This is a genomic window from Ochrobactrum sp. WV_118_8 (assembly GCF_039631535.1).
Taxonomy (GTDB): Bacteria; Pseudomonadota; Alphaproteobacteria; order Rhizobiales; family Rhizobiaceae; genus Brucella; species Brucella anthropi.
In genome coordinates this window covers 1,578,611-1,597,578 of sequence record NZ_JBDIUZ010000001.1, presented here as the reverse complement: position 1 = coordinate 1,597,578, position 18,968 = coordinate 1,578,611, and the positions used below count along the sequence as shown (strand labels likewise).

The following is an 18,968-nucleotide window of genomic DNA, read 5'->3' as shown; positions in this document are numbered from 1 at the left end:
AAGTCAGTTCTAAGCTTGCGTCCATGGGCCGGAATATTCGGTAACGATCTTGTCCATGTCGGCTCTCGGGCGTTCCGGCATCTTGTTTGCCGCCGTTCCGATATGAACAAACCCGGCAACGCGTTCATTGGGCGCCAGTCCCAGAAATGCGCGGGCGGAAGCGTCGTCCGAATACCAGTTTGTAATCCAGTTGCTGGCATAACCAAGCGCGTTCGCAGCCGTGCAAAGGTTCATTGCGACAGCGCCAGCCGAAAGGAATTGCTCCCATTCCGGAATGCGTTCATGCGCGACAGGCGCCGACACGACACCGACGACGAGCGGCGCACGCGAGAAACGCGTAAGCTCTTTTTCCTTGCGTCCTTCCGGCATCGGACCTTCAATTTCTTCGGCACGTTGGGCCAGATACTCGCCGACTTTCAGCCGTGCATCGCCACGATAAAGGATGAAACGCCAGGGCGTCAGGCGTCCGTGATCAGGCACACGTGCTGCAACTTTCAGCAAGGCTGCAAGTTCCTCGCCCTCGGGTGCTGGTCCGGAAATTGCCGAAATCGGGGTGGAACTGCGCTGTGCCAGAAAATCGAAGATCGGATGGGCCACGGATAACCTCGTCACTAAAATGCTGCTTATATTGCTCCACTTATTCGGGGCTGCTTCTTCTCGCCCGTTGCATCCGTACTGTAAAGTCAAAATTCCAGAAACGATTAATCAACAGAAGTTGGAAAAATGCGGGTGCCGGAAGCGATTTGGCCTTGAATTCGCCACCCGCATGGGCTCAAAAATACAACATGTCGGATCGCTTGAACCTGTTTTACCCAAAGAGAAAAATTGCCCTGCGCGGAGGATCGTTTTTTACGGCGTTCGCGTTTGCCGTCAGTGCAATGCCATCGTTGGCTCAGAGCCTAGATCCGCAGACAAATATTCCACAGTTGCAGACCACCACGACTGGCCTGCCAGACTTGCCGCAGCCAGCGCTCGATCTTCCGACACTGAACACTTATGCCGCCCCATCCAGCCCGGAGAACAATCCGCTCGTCCAGACGCGTGAACTCGATCTCAAGGCGCGGTTGAGTGAAGGTGGCGGTGATATTCCGGCGGGGCTTGTATGGCGCGTGTTCTCGCCGGATGTCGGAGCGGATGGTCAACTGCCGTTGATCGCAAGTGCAAAGGGCGGCAGCGCTGTTTTCAATCTGCCCGAGGGCAGCTATCTGGTGCATGTCGCCTATGGGCGCGCCGGTGCTACCAAGCGGATCACGGTCGGCAACGCGACCCGTCATGAAGTGATGATGCTCGATGCAGGCGGGATGAAGCTCAGTGCGATTCTGCCGGATGGCGGCAAAATTAATGACGATCTCCTGCGTTTCTCGATCTATGCGGACGAAGACAATAATGATCGTTCGCTGATCGTGCCCGACGTCAAGCCGAACGCGATCATTCGCCTCAACAGCGGCACTTATCATGTTGTTTCCAACTATGGCACGGCCAATGCCACCATTCGGGCCGATATTCGCGTGGAAGCCGGAAAACTGACGGAAGCGACCGTTCAGCATCGGGCCGCGGAAGTGACGTTGAAGCTTGTGCGCGAGCGCGGCGGCGAAGCGCTTGCCGATACGTCATGGTCAATCCTGAACGCTTCCGGCGATGTGGTACGCGAAAGTGCTGGTGCTTATTCTTCGATGGTTCTTATCGAAGGCGATTATGTCGCCGTCGCCAAGAACAAGGACCGCATTTATCAGCGCGATTTCAAGGTTTCATCCGGCAAGAACGAGGAAGTCGAAGTCGTCGCCAATGGCGAATCCGAATCCGTTCAAGACAGCATGGATTGAGTTTAAACTATCTGCAAAAGCAAAAGGCCGCGCAATGCGCGGCCTTTTTATTGTTAGCCACCATTCTTGAGGCGGAGCAGATCGGGCGGGGTCGCCTCTTCCACCAGCCGTGCAATGGCTTCATCGAGCGTCATGGATTCCTGATCGCGCGAACCGAGACGGCGCATATTAACCGTGTTTTCTTCGGCTTCGCGCTTGCCGCAGACGAGGATCACCGGAACCTTCTGCAAGGAATGCTCACGAACCTTGTAGTTGATCTTCTCGTTGCGCAGATCGGTCGAGACCTGCAGTCCGGCGGCTTTCAGCTTTGCCGCAGCCTGCGCCGCATATTCGTCGGCATCCGAGGTGATCGTGGCAACAACAACCTGCACCGGCGCAAACCACAGCGGCATGTGACCGGCGAAGTTCTCGATCAGAATGCCTAGGAAGCGCTCCATCGAGCCGCAGATCGCGCGGTGGATCATGACCGGTTGGCGCTTTTCAGAATCCTTGTCGATATAGAATGCGCCAAAGCGTTCCGGCAGGTTGAAGTCCACCTGCGTGGTGCCGCATTGCCATTCACGGCCGATAGCATCCTTCAGCGTATATTCGAACTTAGGACCGTAGAACGCGCCCTCGCCCGGCAGAATGCCGGTCTTGATGTTGTTGGACTGCTGCTGGATCTTTTCCAGCACCGACATCATCACGCTTTCGGCACGATCCCAGAGCTCATCCGAGCCGACGCGCTTTTCAGGACGGGTCGACAGTTTGATGGTGATCTCTTCGAAACCGAAATCCTTGTAGACCGACAGGATCAGGTCATTGATGCGCAGGCATTCGGCAGCCATCTGCTCTTCTGTGCAGAAGATGTGCGCATCGTCCTGCGTAAAGCCGCGCACGCGCATCAGGCCATGCAACGCGCCTGACGGCTCGTAGCGGTGCACATTACCGAATTCCGCAAGCTTGATCGGCAGGTCGCGATAGGACTTGAGGCCATGCTTGAAGATCATGACATGGCCGGGACAGTTCATCGGCTTCAGCGCAAAGACACGATCATCATCGGTTTCGTCACCGGCAACAGTCACCTTGAACATGTTGTCGCGATACCAGCCCCAGTGGCCCGAGGTTTCCCAGAGCGACTTGTCGAGCACCTGCGGCGCGTTCACTTCCTGATAGCCATGGCTGTCGAGGCGGCGACGCATATAGCTCACCAGATTCTGGAACATCTTCCAGCCCTTGGCGTGCCAGAACACAACGCCCGGTCCCTCTTCCTGGAAATGGAACAGGTCCATTTCACGGCCAAGGCGGCGATGATCGCGCTTTTCGGCTTCTTCAAGCATATGGAGATAGGCCTGAAGATCGTTGTCGTTGGCGAAAGCCGTGCCGTAGATGCGGGTCAGCATCGGATTGTTGGAATCACCGCGCCAGTAAGCCCCGGCGACCTTCATGAGCTTGAAGGAATTGCCGATCTGGCCGGTTGAAGCCATGTGCGGGCCACGGCAGAGGTCGAACCAGTCGCCCTGATAATAAATCTTGAGGTCCTGCCCGGCAGGAATGGCTTCCACCAGCTCGACCTTGTAGTTCTCGCCCTTGTCGGCAAAAACCTGCTTGGCTTTTTCACGCGACCAGACTTCCTTGGTGAACGGTTTGTTGCGCTGAATGATCTCGCGCATCTTCTTTTCGATCACGGGAAGATCGTCGGGCGTGAACGGTTCATTACGCGCAAAGTCGTAGTAGAAGCCGTTCTCGATAACGGGGCCAATGGTAACCTGCGTGCCCGGAAAAAGCTCCTGCACGGCTTCTGCCAGTACGTGCGCCGTGTCGTGACGAATGAGTTCGAGCGCGCGCGGGTCTTCGCGGGTCAGAATCTCAATCTTGCCGGAAGCGCCGAGAGGATCGGAAAGATCGCGCACGGTGCCATCGACGGCATAGGCAACAGCTTTTTTGGCGAGAGATTTGGAAATCGATTCCGCGAGGCCCGCGCCGGTCATCGACGCATCGTATTCACGCACAGAGCCATCGGGAAATTGCATGGAAACGGTATTCGACATTCTGATCATCCTTATCCAGTCCCGCCAACGATTGCGGGTGGGTTCATGCGTATGAAAATGAAGGTTGGGTTCTAGTCTTTTTTGCCCAGCCAGTAAAGCGCGACAGACTGACAGCGTCAGGTCGCGCTCATCTGTGCAATTGAAATGAAATCAGTTCCGAATCGGGAGGCAGTCGATCTTCTGCTGCTTCAACTGCGAGCATGCCTTTTCGGCGGAGGCAGAGTCCCTGAAACCGGAAAAACGCGCACGATAGACCTTGCGGCGCTTTTCTGCAGGAGAAATTTCAGCTTTCAGACCCGGCGCGACTTTGTCGACCGCCGGACGATATTTGGCCAGCAGCTCCTTGGCACCGGAAAGTGTCGGTGGAGCGCCGAGCTGAATCGTCCAGGCCGATGCTCCAGCGGCTGAGGCGATCAGGAAGCCACCATCGCCCTGCTCGATACGGGAATCGTCGATCAGGTCTGCTACTGCGTCTGCTTTCGGCTGGGCCGGAGCTGCCTGTTTGGCGACAGGCTGCGGCTTTGCCATTGCAACGAGCTGCCCCGTGGCCTCAGTGCCTTCCGTGCCGAACCGGGTGAGCAGTTTCGCCATCTGATCGTCGCGCTGCCGCGCCGATCCAGCCCCCAGTACAACGCCGACAAGGTGCTTGTCGTTGATGACGGCTGAGGAAACGAGGTTGTAGCCGGATACATCCGTATAGCCGGTCTTGATGCCATCGACGCCCTGATAGCGATACATCAGATTGTTGTGGCCGTTGCGAACACGGTCGCGGAAAGTGAAGGAGCGCTGCGAGAACAACTCATATTGTTCCGGAAAGTCACGGCGGAGCGACATGCCAAGCACGGCCATATCCCGCGCTGTGGTCAGCTGGGTTGACTTCGCCGTTAGTCCCGACGGATTGACGAAGAAAGTGCTCTTCATGCCGATCTGGCGCGCACGCTGCGTCATCAACCGGCCAAAAGCCGCTTCCGATCCGGCGATATATTCGCCCATGACCGTCGCCGCATCATTGGCCGACACGATAATCATGCCATTGATCGCATCGCGGACGGTAATCGTCTCACCCGGCTTCAGCCAGAGCTTCATGCGAACCTTTGCAGCCGCATTTTTCGATACAGGCATTGCATCGTCCCAATGCAGCGTGCCGGTCTTGAGACCTTCAAAGGCGAGATAGAGCGTCATCATCTTGGCCAGTGAAGCTGGTGCGCGCTGCACATTCGCATCGTCCTGCCCAAGGATTCGCCCGCTATCGGCGTCGAAAACAACCCAGGACGTATTCGCCATCGCCGCAGACGTACAAAGCACACTCGCACCGAGCGCTAAGGATGCAATGAGACGTGAAAGACGGGACGATGATTTCAGCATAATAGCTCGCAGGAATAGGGACGCCGGGGGGACATGCAGGCAAATTGCGGCCCGAAAAAGACCACAGCACTGCCTTAAATTCCAATTCTCAATGAAACGTTGATATCCTTAATGAATTATAATCAGCTAACAAAAAACTGTCAGAATTCACAGCTGGGGGTAATTCGGGGAAACTGGGAGACGGCTCTGATAAAGCGCATCGCGCCCTAAGATGCCTGTTCCAAAAGTCGTCCTGTGTGGCTGCAAATGACGATTATCTGCGTGCTGGTGCTCATGTACCCAAAAATACACTCCGCTCCGGTACTCGAAAATCACCATTTTCGCACACACAGGCCGCTTTTTGATTCAGGCATCTAAGATGCCGAGCAGCGCCAATACCGCCAGGGCAGATACCATTTGAGATCGCTGGAGAGTGCACGCGGCACCGGATCGAAACCGTGGGTTCCGAACGGCCCGCAACGCACGACGCGAAAAAGCCCCATCCATCCGCCGCTCCACAGGCCGTGGCGAGCAATGGCTTCATAGGCATATTCGGAACAGGTCGGCAGATGGCGGCAGGAATTGCCGATGAGAGACGACAATGTCACCTGATAGAAGCGCACGAACGAAGTGCCGATCACTCTTCCGGGTGTCTTGCGCCACGGATCTGTAAAATTCCGGCTATAGCGCTTTGGTGCGCCCTCGCCTGCGTGATTCTTGCCGCAAGAGCACATCAGGCAGCTTTGGCCTTTTCCTCGATTTGCCGGATGCAATCGACAACCGCATCGAATGTAAGCAGCGTGGAGGCGTGGCGAGCCCTGTATTCGCGGACAGGTTCGAAATATTTCAGGTCGGCAAAACGCCCTTCCGGCGCCGGACCTTCTTCCTTCAGCATCTTGTACATTTCATCGCGGACGGCTTTCAGTTCCTCTGCGGAAGCGCCGATAATATTGCGCGCCATCACGGACGAAGAAGCCTGCCCAAGTGCACAGGCTTTCACCTCATGCGCGAAATCCGTCACCACGCCATCGACCATTTTCAGGTAGACGGTAACGGTCGATCCGCACAGTTTGGAATGCACTTTGGCAACGGCATCGGGCTCAGGAAGGCGCCCCAGACGCTCCATGTTTCCAGCGAATTCCAGAATACGTTTGTTATAAATATCATCGATCATGGAGGCGAACCTTCCGCAGTGCCGGAGAAAAACATAATTTTGTCGTCCGACTGCGGTTTGAAGTTGCAATTTAATGTCTATATAATAGGCAGGTAGCGTCTGCGCTATGGGTAACATTAGCACAGACCCGGGGGCAGTCGCACGAAAACCTGTCCGGTGGCCTCAAGCGCCGGATCAATACATCGCCCGCTCGCAAAGCGCATCGTTGTATTGTCCGTTTAACTCGTCTCCTCCTTGAAGGAGACTACTGGAGAATACTGATGGACGCTCGCATCCTCAAAGAAGATGACGAATCCGGCCTGCCGAACAAGCAGGCAGATGTAACTCTTTTGCATGGCAAGCCGACGCAGGCCGATGCAGAAGCAGCCGTACGCACGCTTTTGCTTTGGGCCGGAGACGACCCGGAGCGTGAAGGTCTTCTGGAAACGCCGAAGCGCGTTGCCAAGGCCTATAAGGAACTGTTCGCAGGCTATACGGAAAGCCCGGAAGAAGTCCTCGGCACGGTGTTCGAGGAAGTCGGCGGCTATAACGATCTTGTCCTCGTGAAGGACATTTCGTTCCATTCGCATTGCGAGCACCATATGGTGCCGATCATTGGCAAGGCGCACGTCGCCTATCTGCCTGATCACAAGGTGGTTGGCCTTTCCAAGATTGCCCGCGTCGTGGATATTTTCGCGCGCCGCCTGCAGACACAGGAAAGCATCACCGCACAAATCGCCGATAGCATCCAGCGCATTTTGAAGCCGCGTGGCGTCGCCGTCATGATCGAGGCCGAGCACATGTGCATGGCCATGCGCGGCATCCGCAAGCAGGGTTCGACGACCATCACCACCACTTTTACCGGCGAAATGCAGGTGAATGCGGAGGAACAGGTTCGCTTCATGACCCTGACCCGCAGATAAGCGGCAGACTATGAGCTTCTTTCCTGTCCAGCCTTCCGACAAGAAGGCCATCGAAGAAGGTGCGGCATTCATGCCGCGCTTTGATGCATCGGGTCTCATCACAGCCGTTGTAACCGATGCGCGTGACGGCGAGTTACTGATGGTCGCCCATATGAATGAGGAAGCCTTGCGCCTTACCCTCGAAACGGGAATTGCGCATTACTGGTCCCGTTCGCGCGGCAAGCTCTGGAAGAAGGGCGAGACGTCGGGCAATCTGCAAAGCGTTGTCGAGTTGCGAACGGATTGCGACCAGGATGCGCTTTGGCTGAAAGTGCGCGTCGCCGGTGACGGGCCGACCTGCCATACAGGCCGCCGCTCCTGCTTCTATCGGCAGGTTGTTGCCGAGAACGGCGATATATCGCTGGCTATTGAAGGCGCTTGCGATCACGAGCATTAATCTTGGTCAAAAGGATGTGATGGCGCGAATATGAGTCGCGCCATCAATTCGCAGCATTTATTCTTTGGATACTATGTTTCGCTAATCTGAAGCGGTTCCATTCAAACGGAGTTGTCGGAATCGTTTTAGCCATTTGTCTGTGCATTTCCTGACGCAAACCGCTTGAGTCTTTTGTCGGAAATGCTCCAAATCGAGACGAAGAGGTATCCATCGTGATGCTTGCATGGGGGCAGAGGCGGAAGGCTGCGAATAACGACCTTGCACCGCCGACAGAAGAAATCGTTGAAAAACCTGAAATCAAGCGTGAGCCGCGCCGGATAGCCTTGGCGCTGGGCGGCGGAGCTGCGCGTGGCTGGGCGCATATCGGCGTTCTGCGCGCGCTGGACGAAGCCAATATCGATATCGAGATGATTGCCGGAACTTCCATCGGCGCGCTTGTCGGTGGCTGTTATCTGGCCGGAAAGCTCGATGAACTGGAAGATTTCGCCCGCAGCCTCACACGGCGGCGCATGTTCAATCTTCTCGACATCACCTTTCGCGGTAGCGGGCTGTTTGGCGGGATGAAACTCGATGGTCGCCTGCGCGAGCATCTGGACGGGCTGCGCATCGAGGAACTGGACCGTCCCTTCGTTGCCATCTGCACCGAATTACGCACCGGTCACGAAATCTGGCTGTCATCTGGCCCGCTTATTGATGCCATGCGTGCTTCCTATGCCCTGCCCGGTGTTTTCGAGCCCGTGCGCTGGCAGGAGCGTGTTCTGGTCGATGGCGCATTGGTCAACCCTGTTCCCGTATCTGTGTGCCGTGCTTACGAGCAGCGCCTCGTCCTTGCGGTGAACCTGCATTACGACCAGTATGGTCGCGCTGCAGTCATCAAACATGCGCAATCACGCCAGGAAGGTCTGGCCGAGGCAATTCATGGTGAGAAGGAAGCGCGCCTTGGCATTACAGGCGTGATGATGGAAGCTTTCAACATCATTCAGGACCGCATCTCGCGAGCCCGCATGGCGGGCGATCCACCGGATGTCACGCTTATGCCGATTGTGGGACAGATCGGGCTTGCCGATTTCCATCGCGCATCCGAGGCAATCGACGCCGGATACACGGAAACGCTGAAGCGTCTTGAGGATATCAAGCGCTTGCAGGGCATCGCCGGATAATTTTTTGGCGATTGAGGCGAATCCGAATGAATCGGATTCGTCGGATTCGCTCTTGTTGCCCCTGGCAGCCCTTTGTTCCACCGCTACACTCTCGTTCGGTGACGTTTTTCGGAATTTTTTTTGATTTACGGAAGCCTTTGAAAAAGCCCGGAAATTCGGGGTTTCAACGATGTCTTCGATGATTGCGTGCCGGCTTTTTCACATTCTTTTTCAAAAAGATTGCCGGAAGGTGCAGATGGGGCTTGTGCACCCCAAAGTGATTTGCTAAATGCCCACTCGCCGACGGAGTTCGGCCCCTACCACGGGCGGTCGTGGCGGAATTGGTAGACGCGCAGCGTTGAGGTCGCTGTGGGGCAACCCGTGGAAGTTCGAGTCTTCTCGACCGCACCATCTTCTCTCAAGAACAATTTAAAATGCTTTCCCCGGAAGGGGTTAAAGTTGTTTCTTGATTAGAGGCTTTCACTTTTCATCGATGCAATACAAACAAAAACGCGCCCTTCGATGAAGAGCGCGTCTGGTTGATGACACTATTCTCGTTCAGCTTTTGCCGATTTCCGAAAGAATGATGTTGCTGTGTTCTCCCAGCTTCGGCGAACGCTTGTCGAGCTTTAATTCGGCATCGGAGAAGCGAATAGGCGTCCGCAGACCGGGAACGCCTTGCGGGTCGATCTTCATCGCCCTCGCCCCGAATTGCGGGTCTGCGAATACATCGGCCACCGTGTTGATCGGACCGGCAGGCACGCCAATTCTGGCAAGCTCAGCCAGAAGATCGTCACGCTTCCATGCCTGAGTCTTGTCTTCCAGAAGTGCCGTGAGAGCCGCCCGATTGGCTACACGCGCCGAATTGCTGACGAAACGCTCGTCTCCTACGATGTCACCAATGCCAAGCAATGAGGTCAGTTTTCCGAACTGTCCGTCATTGCCGCAGGCGATGATGAAGTAGCCGTCGGAAACAGGCAGCGTCTGATAGGGCGCAATATTCGGATGGGCATTGCCCATGCGCTTTGGTGAAACACCGGACGCCAGAAAATTCATCGCCTGATTGGCCAAAACCGCCGACATACAGTCGAATAGCGCCATATCGATATGCTGGCCGATGCCGGTGCGCTCGCGCATAATGAGTGCGGACTGGATCGCAATCACGCTGTAAAGCCCGGTGAAAATGTCGGCGAAAGCCACGCCAATTTTCTGCGGCTCACCGTCAGGTTCGCCAGTCAGATCCATGATGCCGCCCATGCCCTGGATCATGAAATCATAGCCTGCACGCTCGGCGTATGGGCCGGTATGGCCGAAACCGGTGATCGAGCAATAGATCAGGCGTGGATTGATGGCCTTCAGGCTCTCATAGTCGAGGCCGTACTTATCCAGCCCACCCAGCTTGAAGTTCTCGATGACAACATCGGCGTCAGCCACGAGCTGGCGCACCAGTTCCCTGCCCTCATCAGTGCGGAAATCTGCAGTGATCGAACGCTTGCCGCGATTGCAAGCATGGAAATAGGCGGCGGACCTTTCGCCTTCCACATCGATGAATGGCGGGCCCCATTTGCGCGTATCGTCACCTTCAGGGCTTTCCACCTTGATGACGTCGGCGCCAAGATCGGAGAGCGTCTGCCCTACCCATGGTCCGGCAAGAATGCGCGCCAGTTCTACCACCTTGAGACCGTCAAGCGGCGTGTTCTGCATTTTCAGCAATCCCGTACAAAAATAAAGAGGCCCGCCCGCGAACTGCGAACGGGCCCGAATGGAAGGCTTGGCGATACAGCGATCAGAAGAAAGCCTGAATGCCGGTCTGGGCGCGGCCCAGGATCAGCGCATGAACGTCATGCGTGCCTTCATAGGTGTTCACTGTTTCCAGATTCTGCGCATGGCGCATGACGTGATATTCGATCTGGATACCATTACCGCCGTGCATATCGCGGGCCTGACGGGCAATATCGAGCGCCTTGCCGCAATTGTTGCGCTTCACGATGGAGATCATTTCCGGGGCCATCCTGCCGTCGTCGAACAGACGACCGACGCGCAAGCTTGCCTGAAGGCCAAGAGCAATTTCGGTCTGCATGTCAGCCAGCTTCTTCTGGTAAAGCTGCGTACCAGCCAGCGGCTTGTCGAATTGCTTGCGATCAAGACCATACTGACGGGCACGGAACCAGCAATCCTCTGCAGCGCCGAGGACGCCCCAGGAAATGCCGTAGCGGGCGCGATTGAGGCAGCCGAACGGACCCTTGAGACCGGAGACATTCGGCAGAAGTGCGTCTTCCGAAACCTCGACACCATCCATGACGATTTCGCCGGTGATCGATGCGCGCAGCGAGAGCTTGCCGCCGATCTTCGGTGCGGAAAGCCCCTTCATGCCCTTTTCGAGGATGAAGCCACGAATGGCGTTGTCATGCGCAGCGGACTTTGCCCAGACGACGAACACATCGGCGATCGGTGAGTTCGAAATCCACATCTTGGAGCCGCTGAGGCGATAGCCACCGTCGATCTTTTCGGCGCGGGTCTTCATGCCTGCCGGATCGGAGCCTGCATCGGGCTCGGTCAGGCCGAAGCAGCCGATCAGCTCGCCGGAGACGAGGCCCGGAAGATATTTCTTGCGCTGCTCGTCCGAGCCATAGGCATAGATCGGATACATCACGAGCGACGACTGCACGCTCATCATCGAACGATAACCGGAATCGACACGCTCGACTTCGCGCGCCACCAGGCCGTAGGCAACATAGCCGGCATTGGCTGCGCCATATTCTTCAGGAAGCGTCACGCCCAGAAGACCAGCCTGCCCCATCAGACGGAACAGTTCCGGATCGGTCGTCTCATCCAGATAGGCCTTTTCAACGCGGGGCAGCAGAACGTCCGTCGCAAAAGCCTTGGCCGAGTCGCGGATCATGCGCTCGTCTTCGGTCAGCTGGTCATCCAGCAGAAACGGGTCTTCCCAGCTAAAAGCCGCACGTGACATCAGTGTATTCTCCTCAATGAAAATTTACAGGAAATATGAACTGTGCCGAGGTCTGGTGCAATCGACGTTTACTCATCGATCTATTCCATTTAGTAATGGATCATGACTTCGATATCACGCCGCTTGCTCCCCTCCACCAGTGCGCTTGCCGCCTTCGATGCGGTTGCGCGGCATGAAAGCTTTTCGGCTGCAGCCGAGGAACTGTCGCTCACTCAAGGCGCGGTGAGCCGACAGATTGCAACACTCGAAGAGCAGCTTGGAACAGCGCTTTTCGACCGCACCAGCCGCAATGTGGTTCTATCCGATGCCGGGCGCGTCTATCTGAAGGCGGTGGGGCCAGCGCTGGCATCCATCCGTGCCGCTTCGCTGCAAGTCATGTCGCATATGCGTGGCACCACGCTCAATCTCGCTTTTCTGCCGACATTCGGCACACGTTGGCTGATCCCGCGCATACCGCGTTTCGTGGCAAAGTATCCGGATATCATCCTCAATTTTGCGACGCGTATCGGGCAGTTCGATTTTGATCGCGAAGGACTGGATGCAGCGATCCATATTGGCCAGCCGGACTGGCCCAACGCCGATAGTGTCTTCCTGATGGATGAAACGGTTGCGCCTGTGTGCAGCCCTGCATTTCTACAGCAGAATCCGGTTCATGCGCCTGCCGATCTGTTGCCGCTCCCCCTGTTCAATATGGCTTCACGCCCCGGTGCATGGGACCACTGGTTCAAGAGCCTCGATATCGCGGCTCCGGTTTCACCGGGAATGCGCTTTGAACAGTTTTCGAACGTCTCGCAGGCTTGCATTGCAGGCCTTGGCGTTGCGCTGATGCCGCTGTTCCTCATTCGCGCCGAAATCGATAGTGGCCAGCTTGTGGTTGCCTGTCCGCATACGGTCAAAAGCCCGAGCAGCTATTATTTTGTGACGCCGAAGGCTCGTTCGAGCACTCCGGCGGTGTCGGCTTTCCGGGATTGGCTGTTGGCGGAAGTCAAAAGCGAAAACAGCCGCTCAGGCGATTGATTGGCCGATTGAACGGCTGGCGATCTCGTATGAATGCAGACGCTTCTTGTGATCATGTATCATGCCGGTCAACATCAGTTCATCGGCGCCGGTGCTTTCTGCAAAGGCCTTGATGCCTTTCGCTACCGTGTCCGGTCCACCGACCACACGGCATGACAGCATCTGGCGAACAAGCGCCTGCGCTGCCGGATCAAGCCGCTCCGCATAGCCTTCGACCGGTGCAGGAAGCTTGCCGGGGCGACCGCTGCGCAGGTTGACGAAAGCCTGCAGTTGCGACGTGAAAAGATGGTTCGCCTCTTCGTCCGTGTCGGCTGCGATCACGTTTAGGCCCAGCATCACATAAGGCTTCTGCATATATTCCGATGGCTCGAACCGCTCGCGATATAGAGCGATGGCGCGCTCCATTTCGGCAGGCGCGAAGTGCGAGGCAAATGCGTAAGGCAGCCCCAGCATTGCGGCAAGCTGCGCGCCGAACAGGCTGGAACCGAGAATCCAGACAGGCACATTCAACCCCTCGCCCGGCACGGCGCGCACGCGCTGGCCCGGTTCGGCAGGTTTGAAATAGTTGAGCAACTCGACCACATCCTGTGGAAACGCATTGGCGTCACTGTCGAGATTGCGACGAAGCGCATGAGCGGTGATCTGGTCAGTGCCCGGAGCGCGTCCAAGACCGAGATCGATACGCCCGGGAAACAGGGAAGCCAGCGTGCCGAACTGTTCTGCAATCACCAGAGGTGCGTGGTTGGGCAGCATGACGCCGCCAGCACCGACGCGAATGGTTGAGGTGCCGTTGGCGACGTAACCGATGACCACAGATGTGGCGGCACTAGCGATGCCCGGCATATTGTGGTGTTCGGCAAGCCAGTAACGGTGAAAGCCGAGCCGTTCGGCATGTTGCGCAAGCTCCAGCGTATTATGCAGCGATTTTGCTGCATCGCTACCTTCGGGAACGGGCGAAAGATCGAGAACGGATAAGGGTATCATACTGGCTCATATGGGTTGGAACGCAGCGTTTGCAACGTTAGCAAAAATCAAAAGGGCGACCTATTTCTAGGCCGCCCTTTGTCATTGGTTCAACGCAAGTTTCAGTGATGTTGCGCTGGAGCCGGTTCGCCGCCTTCATCCGAGGACGCAACATATTCGCCTTCAACATCCTTCTTGGCGATGAAGGTGTAGAACATCGGCACCACGAACAACGTGAAGATCGTGCCGATCACGATACCAGTGAAGATCACCAGACCCATCGAGTAACGTGCGGCTGCACCGGCACCGGTCGCGATGATGAGTGGTACAACGCCAAGCGCCATGGCGGCAGTGGTCATCAGGATCGGACGCAGGCGGGTTTCAGCCGCGACGATGATCGCATCCCGGCGTGAAAGACCATGCAGACGGCGTTGCTGGTTGGCGAATTCCACCATCAGAATACCGTGCTTGGTAATCAGCCCGACAAGGGTGATGAGACCGACCTGCGTGTAGATGTTGAGAGTGCCGAGACCGATGTTCAGCGGCACGATGGCACCGAAGATCGACAGCGGAACCGACATCATGATGATGAACGGATCGCGGAAGCTTTCGAACTGCGCCGCAAGCACGAGATAGATCACGATGACGGCGAGGCCGAAGGCGATCAGGATCGTGTTGCCCTGCTCCACTTCCAGACGCGACTGACCGGAATAATCCAGGAAGAAGCCTTCCGGCATCTTGGATTTGGCCAGATCAACCAGAGTTTGCAGGCCCTGCCCGGTTGTAACGCCAGGCAGCGGCAGAGCTGAAATCGTGGCCGAATTCAGCTGGTTGAACTGCTCGATTGCTGCAGGCGATGCGTTCTGGCTGATCGTGATGACCGACGACAGCGGGATCATCGAGCCGGAAACACTGCGCACATAGAAGTCGCCGAGCTTTTCCGGGTTCGAACGGTATGCATCGGGTACCTGCGTGATGATGTCATAGCTATTCGAATCGCGGTCGAACTTCGCGACCGATGCGCCACCGGTCAGGAGACCCAGTGTCGAACCGATATCGCTGATCTGCACACCCAGCGTTGCTGCGCGGTCGCGATCGATGGTGATCGTGACCTGCGGTGCGTTGAAGGAAAGCGAGTTCTGCACGATGATATACTGGCCGGAAGCCTGTGCTTCGTTCTTGATTTCCTCAGCCAGTGCGAAAACCTGATCGGCTGGGCCAGTCGATTGGATAGCAATCGAGATCGGCAGGCCGCCACCCGTTCCCGGCAGGGACGGAGGCGCGAAGATGAATGCTTCAACACCTGCGACCTTGGAAATACGTGCGGTCAGGTCTTCCTGAATCTGCTTCTGCGAACGGGTACGCTCGTTCCAGTCCTTCAAAACCCACAGCGCGATACCGGATGTCGTGCCACCGTCCATGCCGACGATCTGGAAACGGGTCTTCAGTTCCGGAAGATCCTTGGTCAGTTCGTCGATCTGTTCGGCATAGAGATTGGTATAGGCCGAGGTTGCATATTGCGGAGCCTGGAACATCGAGAACAGCGCGCCGGAATCTTCTTCCGGTGCCAGTTCGCTCGACGTGTTCATGAAAAGGAAGCCCGTCAATCCCATCAGCGCTACGACAATTGCGAGCGTAATGCCGCGATAGTTGAGCGAGTTGGAGACACGACGGTGATACCATTTTTCGAAACGCGAGAAGGTCCGGTCGATGAACTTCTGGAACCGGGTCTGGTCGCCATGCTTGAGCATACGCGCGCACATCATTGGCGAAACCGTCAAGGCGGCAACGCCCGAAATGATAACGGCGCCAGCCAGCGTGAAGGCGAATTCGCGGAACAGGGCACCCGTCAGACCGCCCGTGAAGCCGAGTGGTGCGAACACCGCCGCCAGCGTGATCGTCATGGCGATGATCGAGCCGGTGATTTCCTTCATGCCCTTGAAGGCAGCGTCCATGGGCCGGAGACCCTCTTCGATATGCCGGTGTATGTTCTCCAGAACCACGATGGCATCATCGACCACAAGGCCGATGGCGAGAACCATCGCGAGCAGTGACAACAGGTTGATCGAGAAGCCGAGCGCATAAAGGAAAAAGCACACGCCGATCAACGAGATTGGGATCGTGACAATCGGAATCAGCACCGAGCGGAACGACCCGAGGAAGACGATGATGACCAGAATGACGATGGCCACGGCTTCGCCGATGGTGGTGAAGACTTCCTTGATCGAAGAGCTGATCTGCTCGGTCGCGTCATAGACGAGAACAAGCGACATGCCTTCCGGCAGCGACGCCTGGATAGATGGCAGTTCCTTGCGGACGGCAGCGGCCATGTCGATGGGGTTTGCCGCCGGTGTCGGGAAGACGCCGAGGAAGGTACCCGCTGAGCCGTTGAACGAAACGATGGTGTCCGTACTTTTCGCAGCCAGTTCGACCCGCGCAACATCACGCAGACGAACGACGTCGTCACCCGAAGCCTTGATCGGCATGGCGCCAAAGGCTTCCGGTGTCTGTAAGGTCGACTTCAATGTGATCGACGACGACACATATTCGTTCTTGGTCGTGCCGGGCGCCGACAGGAAGTTGGAAGCGTTGATTGCCGCCAGAACTTCCGGTGCCGTGATCTGACGTGCCGCAAGCTGGATCGGGTCGAGCCAGACACGCATCGAATAGACCTGACCGCCCAGAATTTCAGCCTTTGCAACACCCTGAATGGTGGACATGCGCGGCTGGATAACGCGTTCCAGATATTCCGTGATCTGTTCGCTCGTCATATTCGGGTTCTGCGCTGCCAGATACATGGTAGCGAAGTTTTGACCCGTTCCCTTGACGATGACGGGATCATCGGATTCGTCCGGCAGGTCGCCGCGAACCTGATTGACCTTGGCGATTACTTCCGTCAGCGCCGCGTCGGGGTTTGCGCCGAGCTTCATCTGCACGGTCACCGTGCTCGACGACGGACGGCTCGAAGACGTCACATAGTCGATGTTTTCAGTCGTAGCGACCGCTTCGGCGATCGGCGCGGTGATGAAACCCTGAATGAGATCGGCGCTCGCGCCGGCATAGTTTGTTGTGACCGTGATAACGGTTTCATCGACCTTCGGATATTCGCGCACCGTCAGCTGCGCGATACCCTGAAGGCCCAACAGAATGATCATGAGGGCAACTACCGTGGCAAGCACGGGTCGCCGGATGAAAATATCGGAAAAGCTCATCGGGATCGCCTATTGCTTGTCAGCCGGTTGGCCGGCCGGAATCGGATTGACGGTGTTGTCGATGTTCACCGGTACGCCGGGCGAGAGCCGGTTCTGGCCTGCCGTGATGATGATGTCGCCAGCCTTGAGGCCGCTCGTCACTTCGACAATGCCGGAATAGCGGCGTCCAAGCTTGATGAAGACCTGCTGTGCGACCTGCTTCTCGCCATCTTCCGGCTTGGCATCGGCAACAGGAGCCTTGGCGGTGTTGTCGCCTTCGGCAGCCTTCGCGCCTTCCTGCTTCTGTTCCGGACGGACCGCATAGACATAGTCGCCGTACAGGCTGGAGATGATCGTGGTCTGTGGCAGGGCAATGACATTGTCTTCTTCCGGCAATTCGACGCGAACCTGCACAAACTGACCCGGTGTCAGTTCATGATCCGGATTCTGTACTTCCGCGCGCACCGAAACGAGACGGGTCGTCGGGTCGATTTTCGGATCGATACCGATAATCGTGCCGGTGAAGTTGAGTGCTTCTGCTGTCGAACCGACCTTGACGGTTTGTCCAAGCTTGATGGAGGCAAGCGACTGTTCCGGGACAGTGAAGTCGATGCGCATCACGTCGGTGTTCTGCAGCGTGGCAATGACCGTGCCAGGCGTCAGATACTGGCCGAGATCGACCTTGGAAATGCCGATAACGCCTGAGAACGGAGCCTTGACCGACTTCTGCGCCAGCGTTGCACGCATCTTTTCCACCACCGCACCGGCGGCATTGGCGACCGATGCGGTCGTATCGACATTCGATACAGCACCGACACCGCGCGTGCGCAGCGTATCGGCGCGTTTCAGGTTCTGCTGGGCAAGAACGGCTTCAGCTTCGGCGGCTGCGAGGTCCGCCTTCTGAATGCTGTCTTCCAGCTGAAGCAGCAGGTCGCCTTCCTTGACTTCCTGATTGGCCTTGAAGTTGATCTTCTGCACGAGGCCGTCAAGCTGTACGGTCAGATCGACGCCATTGAGCGCATTGGCCGTGCCGATGGCTTCCACACCAGGCTTCCATACGCCCGGCTCCACTGTCACGGTCGAAACCGTCTGGGCGGGCTGCTGCATGTTGGCGAAGAAGTCTTTGATGGCCTGTGATCGGAACAGGTTAAAGCCAACGAGGCCTCCAACGACGATCACGAGGAATATTATTGCCAGAATAAGGCGCTTGATCATTGCGGATGCACTCCAGATGGCTCCCTGATCGATCAGGGTTGGGGGATTGGCCGCGGCGCCTTCTTTCGCAGTCACGCAAAGGTCGCGCGTATTTTACTTGAATGAAAGTGGCGAATAACTGTACCGTCTGGACGGTATTGTCAACATACGAACTGTCAGGAGACACCAGTAAATTGCTAACAAAAAAGAAGGTCTCGTCGCGCGAGCGTATTTTGCGCGCTGCTACTGAGCTTGCCCGTGAGATCGGACCCGCTCACCTGTCTCTCGATGCTGTAGCAGCCCGTGCGGGCCTTTCAAAAGGCGGATTACTTTATTCTTTTCCGACAAAGGCCAAACTGCTCGAAGCGGTGGTCGAAGAATATATGAAAGAGCACGAACACGCCATGGAGGTTCAGGAAACACTTCAGAAGGGCGACAAAAACCGCGTGGCACGGGCTTTTCTCGATGTTTACCGGGTTCAGGCCGATGATGAGCCGCCAGCTTGTGGTGTCCTTGCCGCGCTTGCTGAAGATCCGGGTTTCATGGTGCCGGTTCGCCAATATCACAGGGCATTTCTCGACCGCATGATCAAGGACACGACCGATTCCGATACCGCGCTGATTGTCTACCTGGCCGTCGCGGGTCTCGAATGCTCCAAACTGATGGAATGTGAAATTCTGAACGATGAGGAACAGCGCGCCGTTCTCGTCCGTTTGGAAAACATGCTGACAGAAAACTGACAGCTATAAAGAAAAAGGGCGCCGGGCGCCCTTAATTTTAGCAA

Annotated in this window: 16 protein-coding genes and 1 tRNA gene; 7 read left to right on the top strand and 10 right to left on the bottom strand. The window is 56.6% G+C overall.

The genetic code is table 11. The annotated features are described in order from the left end of the window. Positions 1 to 9: 9 nt before the first annotated feature. Positions 10 to 597 (bottom strand): nitroreductase family protein, encoded by a 588-nt coding sequence (locus tag ABDF71_RS07700; protein ID WP_010660098.1) that lies wholly within the window; start codon positions 595 to 597, stop codon positions 10 to 12. 281 nt (positions 598 to 878) lie between these two features. Here ABDF71_RS07700 and ABDF71_RS07695 point away from each other — a divergent pair, with 281 nt between their 5' ends. After that, on the top strand, positions 879 to 1,823 hold the full coding sequence (locus ABDF71_RS07695; protein WP_373366444.1) for an RgsD C-terminal domain-containing protein: 945 nt from the start codon (positions 879 to 881) through the stop codon (positions 1,821 to 1,823). A 53-nt stretch (positions 1,824 to 1,876) separates the two neighbouring features. On the opposite strand, the gene thrS is transcribed toward ABDF71_RS07695, so the two are convergent. From thrS to ABDF71_RS07675, 4 genes are all read right to left on the bottom strand, one after another. Continuing rightward, complete coding sequence (gene thrS / locus ABDF71_RS07690) at positions 1,877 to 3,853, bottom strand: threonine--tRNA ligase (RefSeq protein WP_029924832.1); 1,977 nt, start codon at positions 3,851 to 3,853, stop codon at positions 1,877 to 1,879. A gap of 150 nt (positions 3,854 to 4,003) precedes the next feature. Then, the gene (locus ABDF71_RS07685; protein WP_029376106.1) at positions 4,004 to 5,218 is read right to left on the bottom strand and encodes a D-alanyl-D-alanine carboxypeptidase; all 1,215 of its coding nucleotides are present in this window, start codon (positions 5,216 to 5,218) and stop codon (positions 4,004 to 4,006) included. 353 nt (positions 5,219 to 5,571) lie between these two features. Continuing rightward, positions 5,572 to 5,931 carry a membrane protein insertion efficiency factor YidD gene (yidD, locus tag ABDF71_RS07680; RefSeq protein WP_010660102.1) on the bottom strand — a complete coding sequence of 120 codons (360 nt, stop codon included), beginning with the start codon at positions 5,929 to 5,931 and terminating at the stop codon, positions 5,572 to 5,574. Continuing rightward, entirely contained in the window at positions 5,931 to 6,371 is a 441-nt protein-coding gene (locus ABDF71_RS07675; RefSeq protein WP_029924835.1) for an iron-sulfur cluster assembly scaffold protein, read from the bottom strand. Before ABDF71_RS07675 ends, yidD begins: the two co-directional genes overlap by 1 nt. Before the next feature lie 260 nt (positions 6,372 to 6,631). Here ABDF71_RS07675 and folE point away from each other — a divergent pair, with 260 nt between their 5' ends. The 4 genes from folE (at position 6,632) to ABDF71_RS07655 (ending at position 9,259) form a co-directional block, all read left to right on the top strand. Further along, a complete protein-coding gene (gene folE / locus ABDF71_RS07670; protein ID WP_006466810.1) occupies positions 6,632 to 7,273 on the top strand; it encodes a GTP cyclohydrolase I FolE in 642 nt (213 codons plus the stop codon). Between the two features lie 10 nt (positions 7,274 to 7,283). Then, positions 7,284 to 7,709 (top strand): phosphoribosyl-AMP cyclohydrolase, encoded by a 426-nt coding sequence (gene hisI, locus ABDF71_RS07665; protein ID WP_010660104.1) that lies wholly within the window; start codon positions 7,284 to 7,286, stop codon positions 7,707 to 7,709. Between the two features lie 212 nt (positions 7,710 to 7,921). Continuing rightward, positions 7,922 to 8,869, top strand: a complete 948-nt coding sequence (locus tag ABDF71_RS07660) for a patatin family protein (RefSeq protein ID WP_010660105.1) — start codon at positions 7,922 to 7,924, stop codon at positions 8,867 to 8,869. Positions 8,870 to 9,174: 305 nt separating this feature from the next. After that, positions 9,175 to 9,259: transfer RNA gene (locus ABDF71_RS07655), tRNA-Leu, on the top strand. A gap of 147 nt (positions 9,260 to 9,406) precedes the next feature. Here the strand turns inward: ABDF71_RS07655 and ABDF71_RS07650 are convergent. After that, the gene (locus tag ABDF71_RS07650; RefSeq protein ID WP_500061457.1) at positions 9,407 to 10,552 is read right to left on the bottom strand and encodes a CaiB/BaiF CoA transferase family protein; all 1,146 of its coding nucleotides are present in this window, start codon (positions 10,550 to 10,552) and stop codon (positions 9,407 to 9,409) included. Positions 10,553 to 10,634: 82 nt separating this feature from the next. Then, a complete protein-coding gene (locus tag ABDF71_RS07645) occupies positions 10,635 to 11,819 on the bottom strand; it encodes an acyl-CoA dehydrogenase (RefSeq protein WP_010660107.1) in 1,185 nt (394 codons plus the stop codon). 102 nt (positions 11,820 to 11,921) lie between these two features. On the opposite strand from ABDF71_RS07645, the gene ABDF71_RS07640 reads away from it, so the two are divergent. Next, the gene (locus ABDF71_RS07640; RefSeq protein ID WP_010660108.1) at positions 11,922 to 12,836 is read left to right on the top strand and encodes a LysR family transcriptional regulator; all 915 of its coding nucleotides are present in this window, start codon (positions 11,922 to 11,924) and stop codon (positions 12,834 to 12,836) included. Here the strand turns inward: ABDF71_RS07640 and ABDF71_RS07635 are convergent. From ABDF71_RS07635 to ABDF71_RS07625, 3 genes are all read right to left on the bottom strand, one after another. Continuing rightward, positions 12,825 to 13,820, bottom strand: a complete 996-nt coding sequence (locus ABDF71_RS07635; protein WP_151576360.1) for an LLM class flavin-dependent oxidoreductase — start codon at positions 13,818 to 13,820, stop codon at positions 12,825 to 12,827. The two genes, ABDF71_RS07640 and ABDF71_RS07635, sit on opposite strands and share 12 nt — an antisense overlap. A gap of 101 nt (positions 13,821 to 13,921) precedes the next feature. Then, positions 13,922 to 17,011 carry an efflux RND transporter permease subunit gene (locus ABDF71_RS07630; RefSeq protein ID WP_010660110.1) on the bottom strand — a complete coding sequence of 1,030 codons (3,090 nt, stop codon included), beginning with the start codon at positions 17,009 to 17,011 and terminating at the stop codon, positions 13,922 to 13,924. Positions 17,012 to 17,020: 9 nt separating this feature from the next. Continuing rightward, positions 17,021 to 18,205 (bottom strand): efflux RND transporter periplasmic adaptor subunit, encoded by a 1,185-nt coding sequence (locus tag ABDF71_RS07625; RefSeq protein ID WP_043061728.1) that lies wholly within the window; start codon positions 18,203 to 18,205, stop codon positions 17,021 to 17,023. Between the two features lie 101 nt (positions 18,206 to 18,306). Here ABDF71_RS07625 and ABDF71_RS07620 point away from each other — a divergent pair, with 101 nt between their 5' ends. Continuing rightward, the gene (locus tag ABDF71_RS07620) at positions 18,307 to 18,924 is read left to right on the top strand and encodes a TetR/AcrR family transcriptional regulator (RefSeq protein WP_373418770.1); all 618 of its coding nucleotides are present in this window, start codon (positions 18,307 to 18,309) and stop codon (positions 18,922 to 18,924) included. Positions 18,925 to 18,968 lie beyond the last annotated feature (44 nt).

Excerpts from the sequence above, each read along its gene's own strand:
- ABDF71_RS07695 (WP_373366444.1), top strand. The coding sequence starts at position 879 with ATGCCATCGTTGGCTCAGAGCCTAGATCCGCAGACAAATATTCCACAG.
- ABDF71_RS07640 (WP_010660108.1), top strand. The coding sequence starts at position 11,922 with ATGACTTCGATATCACGCCGCTTGCTCCCCTCCACCAGTGCGCTTGCC.
- thrS (WP_029924832.1), bottom strand. The coding sequence starts at position 3,853 with ATGTCGAATACCGTTTCCATGCAATTTCCCGATGGCTCTGTGCGTGAA.
- ABDF71_RS07645 (WP_010660107.1), bottom strand. The coding sequence starts at position 11,819 with ATGTCACGTGCGGCTTTTAGCTGGGAAGACCCGTTTCTGCTGGATGAC.
- folE (WP_006466810.1), top strand. The coding sequence starts at position 6,632 with ATGGACGCTCGCATCCTCAAAGAAGATGACGAATCCGGCCTGCCGAAC.
- ABDF71_RS07620 (WP_373418770.1), top strand. The coding sequence starts at position 18,307 with ATGAAAGTGGCGAATAACTGTACCGTCTGGACGGTATTGTCAACATAC.
- ABDF71_RS07650 (WP_500061457.1), bottom strand. The coding sequence starts at position 10,552 with ATGCAGAACACGCCGCTTGACGGTCTCAAGGTGGTAGAACTGGCGCGC.
- yidD (WP_010660102.1), bottom strand. The coding sequence starts at position 5,931 with ATGTGCTCTTGCGGCAAGAATCACGCAGGCGAGGGCGCACCAAAGCGC.
- ABDF71_RS07635 (WP_151576360.1), bottom strand. The coding sequence starts at position 13,820 with ATGATACCCTTATCCGTTCTCGATCTTTCGCCCGTTCCCGAAGGTAGC.
- ABDF71_RS07630 (WP_010660110.1), bottom strand. The coding sequence starts at position 17,011 with ATGAGCTTTTCCGATATTTTCATCCGGCGACCCGTGCTTGCCACGGTA.
- ABDF71_RS07675 (WP_029924835.1), bottom strand. The coding sequence starts at position 6,371 with ATGATCGATGATATTTATAACAAACGTATTCTGGAATTCGCTGGAAAC.
- ABDF71_RS07625 (WP_043061728.1), bottom strand. The coding sequence starts at position 18,205 with ATGATCAAGCGCCTTATTCTGGCAATAATATTCCTCGTGATCGTCGTT.
- ABDF71_RS07685 (WP_029376106.1), bottom strand. The coding sequence starts at position 5,218 with ATGCTGAAATCATCGTCCCGTCTTTCACGTCTCATTGCATCCTTAGCG.
- hisI (WP_010660104.1), top strand. The coding sequence starts at position 7,284 with ATGAGCTTCTTTCCTGTCCAGCCTTCCGACAAGAAGGCCATCGAAGAA.